10 protein-coding genes are annotated in these 11,146 nt (G+C 67.5%); 1 reads left to right on the top strand and 9 read right to left on the bottom strand.

Annotated elements, in window-relative coordinates:
• Positions 1–8 precede the first annotated feature (8 nt).
• Entirely contained in the window at positions 9–2,417 is a 2,409-nt protein-coding gene (gene ppsA / locus ASC76_RS18720; RefSeq protein ID WP_056469853.1) for a phosphoenolpyruvate synthase, read from the bottom strand.
• A 211-nt stretch (positions 2,418–2,628) separates the two neighbouring features.
• Between ppsA and ASC76_RS18725 the strand changes: the two genes are divergently transcribed.
• Positions 2,629–3,465 carry a pyruvate, water dikinase regulatory protein gene (locus tag ASC76_RS18725; RefSeq protein WP_056469856.1) on the top strand — a complete coding sequence of 279 codons (837 nt, stop codon included), beginning with the start codon at positions 2,629–2,631 and terminating at the stop codon, positions 3,463–3,465.
• Here ASC76_RS18725 and ASC76_RS18730 read toward each other — a convergent pair.
• The 8 genes from ASC76_RS18730 to bamA are packed head-to-tail and all read right to left on the bottom strand — an operon-like array spanning position 3,462 to position 11,145.
• On the bottom strand, positions 3,462–4,250 hold the full coding sequence (locus ASC76_RS18730) for an RNA methyltransferase (protein WP_056469859.1): 789 nt from the start codon (positions 4,248–4,250) through the stop codon (positions 3,462–3,464). The genes ASC76_RS18725 and ASC76_RS18730 overlap by 4 nt on opposite strands.
• Positions 4,247–4,876, bottom strand: a complete 630-nt coding sequence (gene rnhB, locus ASC76_RS18735; RefSeq protein WP_056469862.1) for a ribonuclease HII — start codon at positions 4,874–4,876, stop codon at positions 4,247–4,249. The genes ASC76_RS18730 and rnhB overlap by 4 nt, the downstream gene beginning before the upstream one ends.
• Complete coding sequence (gene lpxB, locus ASC76_RS18740; protein WP_056471118.1) at positions 4,848–6,005, bottom strand: lipid-A-disaccharide synthase; 1,158 nt, start codon at positions 6,003–6,005, stop codon at positions 4,848–4,850. The genes rnhB and lpxB overlap by 29 nt, the downstream gene beginning before the upstream one ends.
• 11 nt (positions 6,006–6,016) lie before the next feature.
• The gene (gene lpxA / locus ASC76_RS18745; protein WP_056469864.1) at positions 6,017–6,805 is read right to left on the bottom strand and encodes an acyl-ACP--UDP-N-acetylglucosamine O-acyltransferase; all 789 of its coding nucleotides are present in this window, start codon (positions 6,803–6,805) and stop codon (positions 6,017–6,019) included.
• A gap of 4 nt (positions 6,806–6,809) precedes the next feature.
• Positions 6,810–7,247 (bottom strand): 3-hydroxyacyl-ACP dehydratase FabZ, encoded by a 438-nt coding sequence (gene fabZ / locus ASC76_RS18750; RefSeq protein WP_056469867.1) that lies wholly within the window; start codon positions 7,245–7,247, stop codon positions 6,810–6,812.
• A gap of 2 nt (positions 7,248–7,249) precedes the next feature.
• A complete protein-coding gene (gene lpxD / locus ASC76_RS18755) occupies positions 7,250–8,308 on the bottom strand; it encodes a UDP-3-O-(3-hydroxymyristoyl)glucosamine N-acyltransferase (RefSeq protein WP_056469869.1) in 1,059 nt (352 codons plus the stop codon).
• A gap of 6 nt (positions 8,309–8,314) precedes the next feature.
• The gene (locus ASC76_RS18760) at positions 8,315–8,815 is read right to left on the bottom strand and encodes an OmpH family outer membrane protein (RefSeq protein WP_157615919.1); all 501 of its coding nucleotides are present in this window, start codon (positions 8,813–8,815) and stop codon (positions 8,315–8,317) included.
• Between the two features lie 29 nt (positions 8,816–8,844).
• Complete coding sequence (bamA, locus tag ASC76_RS18765; RefSeq protein ID WP_056471121.1) at positions 8,845–11,145, bottom strand: outer membrane protein assembly factor BamA; 2,301 nt, start codon at positions 11,143–11,145, stop codon at positions 8,845–8,847.
• Position 11,146: the final 1 nt, after the last annotated feature.

Below are 11,146 nucleotides of genomic sequence, written 5' to 3' on the forward strand. Positions count from 1 at the left end.
CCCCGGCCTCAGCGCGTGGCGAGCCGGCGCCAGGTCTCGACGACCGAGTCGGGGTTCAGCGAGATCGATGCGATGCCTTCGTCGGTCAGCCAGTCGGCGAAGTCCGGGTGATCACTGGGCCCCTGGCCGCAGATGCCGACGTACTTGCCGGCCGCCCGGCAGGCCGCGATCGCCTTCGAGATCAGCGCCTTGACGGCCGGATCCCGCTCGTCGAAGTCCTTCGCGAGCAGTTCCATGCCCGAATCGCGGTCCAGCCCGAGCGTCAGCTGGGTCAGGTCGTTCGAGCCGATCGACATGCCGTCGAAGTGCTCGAGGAAGCGCTCGGCCAGGATCGCGTTGCTGGGGATTTCGCACATCATGATCACGCGGAGGCCATCGGTGCCGCCTTGCGACGCACGCTTCAGCCCGCGCGCGGCGAGCATGCCCACCACGGCTTCCGCCTGCGCCAGCGTGCGCACGAACGGCACCATGATCTCGACATTGGTCAGCCCCATCTCGACGCGCACGCGCTTCAGCGCCTCGCATTCCATCGCGAAGGCCTCGCCGAACTCCTCGCTGACGTAGCGCGACGCGCCGCGGAAGCCGAGCATCGGGTTCTCTTCCTCGGGCTCGTAGCGCGAGCCGCCGATCAGCTTGCGGTACTCGTTGCTCTTGAAGTCGGACAGGCGAACGATCACCGGCTTCGGCCAGAAGGCCGCGGCGATCGTCGCGACGCCTTCGGTCAGCTTGTCGACATAGAACGCGCGCGGCGACGCGTGGCCGCGCGCGACGCTCTCGACCGCCTTCTTGAGGTCGCTGTCGATGTTCGGGTAGTCCAGGATCGCCTTCGGGTGGACGCCGATGTTGTTGTTGATGATGAACTCGAGCCGCGCCAGGCCGACGCCGCTGTTGGGCATCTGCGCGAAGTCGAACGCCAGCTGCGGGTTGCCGACGTTCATCATGATCTTGACCGGGCTTTCCGGCAGCGCGCCGCGCTGCACGTCGGTCACCTCGGTCTCGAGCAGGCCATCGTAGATGTAGCCGGTGTCGCCTTCCGAACAGGCCACGGTCACGAGGGCGCCTTCCTTCAGCGTCTCGGTGGCGTCACCGCAGCCGACGACCGCCGGGATGCCGAGTTCGCGCGCGATGATCGCCGCGTGGCAGGTGCGGCCGCCGCGGTTCGTGACGATCGCGCTGGCGCGTTTCATCACCGGCTCCCAGTTCGGGTCGGTCATGTCGGTCACGAGCACGTCACCGGCCTGGACCTGGTCCATGTCGGCGATGCTGTGGACGATGCGCACCGGGCCGGTGCCGATCTTCTGGCCGATCGCGCGGCCCTCGGCCAGCACCGTGCCGGTGCTCTTGAGCTTGAACCGCTGCTCGACCTTGTCGCCCTGCTGGCTCTTCACGGTCTCGGGCCGCGCCTGCAGGATGTAGAGCTTGCCGTCGGCGCCGTCCTTGCCCCATTCGATGTCCATCGCCCGGCCGTAGTGCTGCTCGATGGTCAGCGCATAACCGGCCAGTTCAGACACGTCTTCGTCGGTGAGCGAATAGCGGTTGCGGTGCTCGTGCAGCGTGTCGACGGTCTTGACCAGGTGCCCGCTCTTCGCCTTTTCTTCAGGCGTCGCGAACTCCATCTTGATCAGCTTGGAGCCCAGGTTGCGGCGGATGATCGCGCGCTTGCCGGCGCGCAGCGCGGGCTTGTGGACGTAGAACTCGTCGGGGTTCACGGCGCCCTGCACCACCGTCTCGCCCAGGCCGTAGCTCGAGGTGATGAACACCACGTCGTCGAAGCCGCTCTCGGTGTCGATCGTGAACATCACGCCGGCCGCGCCGAGGTCGGAGCGCACCATGCGCTGCACGCCGGCCGACAGGGCCACGTCGCTGTGCGCGAAGCCCTTGTGGACGCGATAGCTGATCGCGCGGTCGTTGTAGAGGCTGGCGAACACCTCCTTCATCTTCGCGAGCACGGCGTCGATGCCGACGACGTTCAGGAAGGTCTCCTGCTGGCCCGCAAACGACGCGTCCGGCAGGTCCTCGGCGGTCGCCGACGAGCGCACCGCGAACGAGGCGTCCGGGTTGCCCGCGGTGAGCTTTGCGAACGCCTCGGTGATCGCGGCATCGAGCTCTGGCGGGAACGGCGTCGACTCGATCCAGTGGCGGATCTCGGCGCCGGCCTCGGCCAGCGCGCGCACGTCGTCGGTGTTCAGCGAGGCGAGGCGGTCCTCGATCCGCTTCGCGAGGCCGTCGTGCTGCAGGAACTGCCGAAAGGCATGCGCCGTGGTCGCAAAGCCGCCGGGGACGCGCACACCGGAGGCGGCCAGTTGGCTGATCATTTCGCCGAGCGAGGCGTTCTTGCCGCCGACCGACTCGACGTCGGTCATTCTCAGTTGTTCAAACGGGGCGACCAGGGCGGTCGCCAGGGGGTTGCTTGACATGGGAAGACTCCGGGAGGTTGAAAGATTCGGTCACCACGTCGAGCCTGCGGCGCAAGATCGGCCAGGCGCGCGCTCGCGAACCCCTCGACGGGTCGGGCGCAGCAGGCGTGGCGGTTCATGGGCGGCAGGGGCGGAAAGGTTTCGGCCGAGTTTACCGGCGAACTGCCTATCATCGTGTGCATTCGCAACCCCGCCTCGCAGCCTGCGCACCATGGCCCATCGCACCGTGTTTTTCGTCTCGGACGGCACCGGCATCACTGCCGAGACGTTCGGCAATTCGATCATGTCGCAGTTCGCGATCAAATCGCGCCATGTGCGCCGCCCGTTCATCGACACGCCGGACAAGGCGCACCAGGTGCTGCGCGAGATCAACCACACCGCCGATGCCGAAGGCCGCAAGCCGATCGTCTTCATCACGCTGGTCAATCCCGAAATCCTCGCGATCCTGAAGGGCAGCCATGTCGGCGCCGAACAGAAGGGCCTGGTGCTCGACATGTTCAACACCTTCATCGAGCCGCTGGAGGCCGAGTTCGGCATGACCTCCAACCACCGCGTCGGCCGCTTCGCCGATGTCTCGAAGAGCCAGGAATACACCGACCGGATCGAGGCGATCAATTTCTCGCTCGCGCACGACGACGGTCAGTCGTCGAAGAACCTCGCCAGCGCCGACGTGATCCTGGTCGGCGTCAGCCGCAGCGGCAAGACGCCGACTTCGCTGTACCTGGCGATGCAGCACGGCATCAAGGCCGCGAACTACCCGCTGATCCCGGAGGACTTCGACCGCGGCGCGATTCCGTCCAATCTGGCGCCGTTCAAGAAGAAGTGCTTCGGCCTGACGATCGATCCGGAACGGCTGAGCCACATCCGCAACGAACGCCGCCCGAACAGCAAGTACGCGGCGATCGAGAACTGCCGCTTCGAGGTCAAGGAGGCCGAGACGATGATGCGGCGCGAGGGCATCGCGTGGCTGTCGTCCACCCACAAGTCGATCGAGGAGATCGCGACGACGATCCTGCGCGACCTGCGGCCGGACCGCCTGATGTACTAACCTGCGCGGGCGCGCTGGCGCGCCGATTCATACAGGCACACCGCGGCGGCGGCGGCGACGTTCAGCGACTCCTCGCCGCCCGGCTGCGGGATGCGCAGCGCGTCGCTGCAGCGCAACATCAATGGGGCGGACACGCCCTGCCCTTCATGGCCCATCACCCACGCGCAGGGCCAGGGCAACGCCACCTCGTTCAAGGTGCGTTCGGCATGCGAACTGGTCGCGAGCAGCGGCACGCGCAGCGCCGAGAGAGCCCCGTCGCCGGCCACTTCGACCAGCCGCAGCGCGAAGTGCGCGCCCATTCCTGCACGCAGCACCTTGGGCGACCACAGCGCCGCGGTGCCCTTGATCGCGATGACCTGCGTGAATCCGAACGCCGACGCGCTGCGAAGGATGTTGCCGACGTTGCCGGCGTCCTGCAGCCCATCCAGCACGACGCTGGACACGTGCGGCTCGACCTCGCGCGGACCCGCCCAGGGCAGCGCGAACGCCAGTGGCGGCGGCGATTCGAGCGAGCTCAGCCCGGTCATCAGCGCCGCCGGAATCACCGCGATGGCCGCCGCGGTGCCGGCCAGCGAGCGCAGCGCCGGCGTCTGCCAGCCCTCTTCCGTGATGACCGCCTGCGCCGCCTGGCCGCCACGCTGCACCAGGGCCGAGCACAGATGTTCGCCCTCGATCCAGACTTCGCCGAGCTTACGGTACGCCGCCGGGTCGGCCGCGAGCTTGCGCAGCCGCACCAGCAGCGGGTTGTCGCGCGAGGCGATCGCGCGGACGACCGCGCCGCTCATCCGAGGACCACGCGCACCGCTTCGCGCACCGGTGCGAAGCTGCGGCGGTGCTGCGGGCAGGCGCCATGCTCCTTCAGTGCGGCCAGGTGCGCGGGCGTCGCGTATCCCTTGTGCTCGCCGAAACCGTACTGCGGGTGCTGCAGATGCAGTTCCTGGCACAGGCGATCGCGGTGCACCTTCGCGAGGATCGACGCGGCCGAGATCGCCTTCACCTTCGCGTCGCCACCGATGATCGCCTCGGCCGAGATGCGCAGCGTCGGCAACCGGTTGCCGTCGACCAGCACCTTGTTCGGACGCAGCCGCAGGCCCTCCACCGCGCGCCGCATCGCCAGCATCGTCGCCTGCAGGATGTTGAGTTCGTCGATCTCCTCGACGCTGGCCTGCGCGATGCAGAAGCACAGCGCCTTGGCGTGGATCTCCATGTACAGCCGCTCGCGTGTCGGCGCGCTCAGCAACTTGGAATCGTTCAGGCCGCGGATCGGCTTGAGCTCATCGAGAATCACCGCGGCCGCGACCACCGGCCCGGCCAGCGGGCCGCGGCCGGCCTCGTCGACGCCCGCCATCAGGCCGGGCGCGTCGAACACGAGGCCGAGCTGCTCAGCCCGCAAGAACCGTTTCGATCGCATCGGTGGCTTTCTGGCCGGTGTTGCAGCGCAGCTCGCGGTGCAGCGCCTCGAAGCGGGCCTTCAGCGCCGCGCAGCGCGCGGGATCGTCGAGCCAGGACAGGGTCGCGTGCGCGAGGCGCTCGGGCGTGGCGTCGCCCTGCAGGAACTCGGGCACCGCGAAGTCCTGCAGCAGGATGTTGGGCAGGCCGACCCACGGCTGGTAGCTCATGCGCTTCATCATCTGCCAGTTCAGCGCGTGCATCACGTAGGTGATCACCATCGGCCGCTTGAACAGCGCGGCCTCGAGCGTCGCGGTGCCGCTGGCGATCAGCGTCACGTCGCAGGCGGCGAGCGCGTCGTGCGAGTGGCCATCCAGCAGATCGATCTTCACGTCGGCGGCGAACTGGCGGCGCAGCGGCTCCACCACATGGCGCAGGCCCGGCACGACAGGCAGCACGAAGCGCAGGCCCGGACGCTGCCGGTGCATCTCGGCGGCGGCCTGCAACAGGCGCGGCGCGATGTACTGGACCTCGGCACGGCGGCTGCCGGGCAGCAGCGCGACGACGACCTCGTCCGCGCCGATGCCGAGCGCGGCGCGCGCCGACGCGCGCGGCACCTCGAACGGGATCACGTCGGCCAGCGGATGCCCGACATAAGCCGCAGGAACCCCTTGCTTCGCGTAGATCGCCGGTTCGAAAGGGAACAGGCACAGCACCAGGTCGGTCGCCTTGCGGATCTTGTCGATGCGCTTGCCGCGCCAGGCCCAGATCGACGGGCTGACGAAGTGGATCGCCTTCATGCCGCCGGCCTTCAGCCTGGCCTCGAGATCGAGGTTGAAGTCGGGCGCGTCGATGCCGACGAAAACGTCGGCACGTTCGGCCGGCCCGGCCTTCAGCAGCCGCTCGGTCAGCTGGTTGCGAATGCCCGAGATTTCGCGGTAGTGGCTCAGCACCTCGACATAGCCGCTGACGGAGAGCTTGTCGTGCGGCCACCAGGCCTCGAAGCCCTGCGCCACCATCTTCGGGCCGCCGATGCCGCCCGCCTGAAGCGCCGGCCAGCGCGCCCTCAGACCGGCCAGCAGCAGCCCGCCGAGCAGATCGCCCGACGCTTCGCCCGCCACCATCGCGAAGCGAGGGGCCTGAGGTTCCATCGACGACATGCCTAGCGCGCGATGCCGCGGGTGACTTGGGCGAGGAACTCGCTCATCACCGCGATGTCGGCGGCGGCCTCGGGCCGCTCGGCGGCCAGGGCGGTGATCGCCTGGCGCGCCACCTCGAAGTTCAGGCCGTCGCGGTACAACAGGCGGTGCATCTGCTTGACAGCCGCAAGGCGCTCGGGACCGAAGCCACGCCGGCGCAGCCCCTCGACGTTGAAGCCGCGCACCGCCAGCGGGTTGCCGTCGACCATCATGTAGGGCGGCACGTCCTGCGTCACGGCGCTGGCAAAGCCGGCCATCGCATGCGCACCGATCTTGACGAACTGGTGGATGCCGGTCAGTCCGCCGATGGTGACCCAGTCGCCGAGCTGCACGTGTCCGCCGAGCGTCGTGTTGTTGGCCAGCGTGGTGTGGTTGCCGACCTCGCAATCGTGCGCGATGTGCGTGTAGGCCATGATCCAGTTGTCGCTGCCGACGCGCGTGATGCCGCCGGCCTGCGGCACCCCGAGGTTGAAGGTGCAGAACTCGCGGATCAGGTTGCGGTCGCCGATCACGAGCTCGGTGTCTTCGCCCGCGTACTTCTTGTCCTGCGGCACCGCGCCGATCGAGTTGAACTGGAAGATGCGGTTGTCCCGCCCGATCGTCGTGCGGCCCTCGATCACGCAGTGCGGGCCGATCGTCGTGCCCGCGCCGATGCGCACCTGCGCGCGCACGATGCTGAAGGCACCGACGCTGACGCCGTCATCCAGCTGCGCGCCGGGCTCGACGATCGCGGTGGGATGGATCGTCGTCATCGGTTCAGTCGATCCGGCGCATCGTGCACATCAGGTCGGCCGACACGGCCACGGTATCGCCGACCTTCGCGAATGCGCTGAACTTGACGATGCCGGCACGGCTGCGCTCAAGCGACGCATGCAGCATCAGCTGGTCGCCGGGCTCGACCGGGCGCTTGAAGCGCGCGTTGTCGATGCCGACGAAATAGAAGACGGTCTTGTCGTCGGGCATCACGCCGACGTCGTCGAACGCCAGGATCGCCGCCGCCTGCGCGAGCGCCTCCAGCATCATCACGCCCGGCATCACGGGCCGGTTCGGGAAGTGGCCGGTGAAGAACGGCTCGTTCATCGTCACGTTCTTGACGGCGAGGATGCGCTTGCCCTTGTCGAGCTCGAGCACGCGGTCGACCAGCAGAAAGGGGTAGCGGTGCGGCAACCGCTTCAGGATTTCGTGGATGTCCATGGTCATGGTGTGCCCGTCGTCTCGTTCTTCTCGGCAGCCGCTCTTTCGAGGAGCCGCACCCGCTCGCGCAGGCGGTGCAGGTTGCGCAGGGTCGCGGCGTTCTTCTCCCAGGCCGCATTGTCGTCGATGGGAAACACGCCGGTGTAGTGACCCGCCTTCTTGATCGAGTGACTGACGAGCGTGCCGCCGGAGATGAACACGTGGTCGGCGATCTCGAGGTGGCCCGCGATCATCGCGGCGCCGCCCATCATCACGTGCTTGCCGATCACCGCGCTGCCCGCCACGCCGACGCAGCCGGCCAGCGCGGAATGGTCGCCGATGCGCACGTTGTGGCCGATCTGGATCAGGTTGTCGAGCTTGACGCCGTTGCCGATCACCGTGTCGCCGAGCGCGCCGCGGTCGACGCAGGTGTTGGCGCCGATGTCGACGTCGTCGCCGATCTGCACCGCGCCGAGCTGCTCGATCTTCTCCCACCGCCCCTCGGTCGGCGCGAAGCCGAAACCGTCCGCGCCGATCACCACGCCGCTGTGCAGCACGCCACGCGCGCCGATCCTGCAGCGTTCGTTGACGGTCACGCGCGCGGCGAAGCGGCAGTCGTCCCCGATCCGCGTGTCGCGCCCGATGAAACCGTGCGCGCCGATCACCGTGCGCTCGCCGACGATCGCGCCCGCCTCGACCACGGTCAGCGCGCCGATGGTGGCGCTGGGCGCGATCTGCGCGCTCGGGTCGACGAGGGCGCTCGGGTGCACGCCCGCGGCCGCCGGCACGCGCGTGCGCTTCGCCCACCATTGGGTGAGCTTCGCGAAGTACAGGTAAGGATCGGGCGTGACGATTGCCGCGCCACGCAAGGCCGCAGCGTCGCGCTGCGCCGGGCCGACGATGACGCAGCCGGCGCGGCAGTCGACCAGTTGCGGCGCGAGCCGCGGATTCGACAGGAAGGTGATGGTGTCCGGCGTCGCGCCGTCGAACGGGCCGATCCGCGTGATGCGGACCGCCCCTGCGTCGCCGGTCAGCTCGCCGCCGAGGGCGGCGACGAGGTCAGGCAGCCCGACATCGACCACACCGGGTCACTTCTGCGCGTTGAGGGCCTTGATCACCTTGTCGGTGATGTCGACGCGCGGGCCGGCGAAGATCACCTGTTCGCCCTGCAGGATCAGGTCGTACTTCTCGGTCTCGTAGATCGTCTTGACGACCTTGTTCGCACGCTCGACGACCGAGGCCAGTTCTTCGTTGCGGCGCTGGTTCAGGTCTTCCTGGAATTCGCGGCGCTTGCGCTGCAGCTCGCGGTCCTGATCGACCAGTTCGCGCTGGCGGCGATTGCGCTCGGCTTCGCTGAGCGTGGGCGCGTCCTTGTCGAGCTTGTCGGCGGCCGTCTTCAAGCGATTGGCCGCGTCCTCGCCTTCCTTCTGCCGCTTCGAGAATTCGTTCTCGAGGCGGCTCTGCGCGGCCTTGGCCAGCGTGGCCTCGCGCAACACGCGATCGCTGTTGACGAAGCCGATCTTCACTTCCTGCGCTTGTGCGCTGCCGATGACCGCCAGCGACAACGCTGCAACCGCAACGAGCTTCATGGCACCGACCTTGAGAGAAGAGCTTTTCATTAGAACGCTGTCCCGATCTGGAATTGGAGTCGCTGGATTCTATCTTCTGGCTTCTTGCGGATCGGCGTGCCGTAGCTGATCTTCAGCGGGCCCACGGGCGACACCCAGGTCAGCCCGAGGCCGGCCGAGGCGCGAATGCTGTCGGCCGTGACCTTATCGTTCTCGCCCCAGACATTGCCGGCGTCGAAGTAGGTGAACCAGCGCAGCGTGCGGTCGTTGCCGGTGCCGGGGATCGGCAGGTACAGCTCGGCATTCATGTTGAAGCGGCGGTTGCCGCCGATGTACGCGCCGGTCACGTCGACCGGGCCGAGCGAGTTCTGATCGAAGCCGCGCACGCTGCCCAGGCCGCCGCCGTAGAAGTTCTTGAAGATCGGGTACGGGTGGCCACCCAGGCCCTTGCCCCAGGACAGGTCGGCGTTGAAGCCGAACGTGAATCGCTTCGACAGCGGGATGTACTGCTGGAACTTCGCGTTCGTGCGCAGGTACTTGGCCTCGCCGGTGATGCCCCAGTCGAAGTTCAGGCTGGTCAGGCGGCCGGCGGTCGGCACCAGTGCGCTGTCGCGGCTGTCGCGCGACCAGCCGATGGTCAGCGGAACCGAGTTGCTGGTCGGACCGAATTCGGTCACGTAGTTGCGGTAGTTGACCGGCAGGTTCGTGCCCTTGATCTCGGTGCGCTCGAAGCCGATGCCGAAGAACACGGTGTCGTATTCGCTGAACGGCACGCCGAAGCGGATCGACGCACCCGGCGTCACCAGTTTGTATTCCTCGCCCTGGCTGTTGATCGGGCGCTGGGTGCGGTAGAAGACATCGATGTAGCGCGAGATGCCGTCAACCGTGAAGTACGGGTCGATCGTGCTGACCACCAGCGTGCGGCTGTACTTGCTGGTGTTCAGTTCGAGGCCGAGGTAGTTGCCCGAGCCGAACACGTTCTCCTGCTTGATCGAGCCCGACAGCGAGAGCTTGTCGGCCGACGAGAAACCGGCGCCGATCTGCAGGTTGCCGGTCGCCTTCTCCTTGATCGTGATCACCAGGTCGACCTGGTCGGCGGAGCCGGGCACCTCGTTGGTGTCGATGTTGACCTCGCTGAAGTAGCCGAGGCGGTCGACGCGGTCGCGCGAGAGCTTGATCTTGCGGCCGTCGTACCAGCTCGACTCGAACTGGCGGAACTCGCGGCGCACGACTTCGTCACGCGTCTTGGTGTTGCCGGCGACGTTGATGCGCCGCACGTAGACGCGGCGCGCCGGATCGGCGGTGATCGCGAGCGCCACGGTGCCGTTGACCCGGTCGATCTCGGGGCGCGCCTCGACCTTGGCGAACGCGTAGCCGAAGGTGCCGAAGCGGTCGCTCATCGCGCGGGTGGTCTGCGTGACGGTCTCGGCGCGGTACGGTTCGCCCGGCTTGATCTGCACCAGCGTCTTGAAGTCGTCTTCCTTGCCGAGGTAGTCGCCCTCGAGCTTGACGCTGCTGACGGTGTAGGGCTGGCCTTCCTTGACGTTGATCGTGACCGTGATGTCCTGCTTGTCGGGCGAGATCGCGACCTGGGTCGACTCGACGTTGAACTCGAGGTAGCCCCGGTTCAGGTAGTAGGCCCGCAGGGTTTCAAGGTCGGCATCGAGCTTGGCGCGGGAGTAACGGTCGGCCTTGGTGTAGAAATTCAGCCAGCTGCCGGCGTTCAGGTCGAACAGGCCGGTCAGCGTGCTCTCGGAGAAGGCCTTGTTGCCGTTGATCCGGATCTCGCTGATCTTCGCGGCCGAGCCTTCGGTGATCGTGAAGCTCAGGTTGACGCGGTTGCGCTCCTGCGGTGTCACGGTGGTGACGACCTCCGCGCCGTACAGGCTGCGGGTGAGGTACTGCCGCTTGAGCTCTTGCTCGGCGCGGTCGGCCAGCGCGCGGTCGAACGGCTGGCCGTCGCTGATGCCGAAGTCGCGCAGCGACTTGACAAGCTGGTCCTTGTCGAATTCCTTCAGGCCGACGAAGTCGATGTTGGCGATGACCGGACGCTCTTCGACGATCACGACGACGACATTGCCGTCGATATCGATCCGCACATCCTTGTAAAGACCGGTCGCGAACAGCGCGCGCAGTGCGGCAGCGCCCTTCTCGTCGCTGTAGGTCTCGCCGATGCGGAATGGCAGCGACGCGAACACCGTGCCCGCATCGCTGCGCTGCAAGCCCTCGACACGGATGTCCTTCACCGGGAACGGTTCGACCGCCCATGCCGAACCGGCCTGCAGGGCAGCGGCCAGCGCGAGACAGATGAGGGACGGGCGAAACGGGGTCGAGCGGGAGGAGGAGCGCATG

Source organism: Rhizobacter sp. Root404 (genome assembly GCF_001425865.1).
In the GTDB taxonomy this organism is placed as follows: domain Bacteria; phylum Pseudomonadota; class Gammaproteobacteria; order Burkholderiales; family Burkholderiaceae_C; genus LMDS01.

Bases quoted from the DNA above. Each gene is read 5' to 3' on its own strand.
- bamA (WP_056471121.1), bottom strand. From the start codon at position 11,145: ATGCGCTCCTCCTCCCGCTCGACCCCGTTTCGCCCGTCCCTCATCTGT.
- ASC76_RS18730 (WP_056469859.1), bottom strand. From the start codon at position 4,250: ATGAGCGGCGCGGTCGTCCGCGCGATCGCCTCGCGCGACAACCCGCTG.
- ASC76_RS18760 (WP_157615919.1), bottom strand. From the start codon at position 8,815: ATGAAGCTCGTTGCGGTTGCAGCGTTGTCGCTGGCGGTCATCGGCAGC.
- rnhB (WP_056469862.1), bottom strand. From the start codon at position 4,876: ATGCGATCGAAACGGTTCTTGCGGGCTGAGCAGCTCGGCCTCGTGTTC.
- ppsA (WP_056469853.1), bottom strand. From the start codon at position 2,417: ATGTCAAGCAACCCCCTGGCGACCGCCCTGGTCGCCCCGTTTGAACAA.
- fabZ (WP_056469867.1), bottom strand. From the start codon at position 7,247: ATGGACATCCACGAAATCCTGAAGCGGTTGCCGCACCGCTACCCCTTT.
- lpxA (WP_056469864.1), bottom strand. From the start codon at position 6,805: ATGACGACGATCCATCCCACCGCGATCGTCGAGCCCGGCGCGCAGCTG.
- lpxB (WP_056471118.1), bottom strand. From the start codon at position 6,005: ATGGAACCTCAGGCCCCTCGCTTCGCGATGGTGGCGGGCGAAGCGTCG.
- ASC76_RS18725 (WP_056469856.1), top strand. From the start codon at position 2,629: ATGGCCCATCGCACCGTGTTTTTCGTCTCGGACGGCACCGGCATCACT.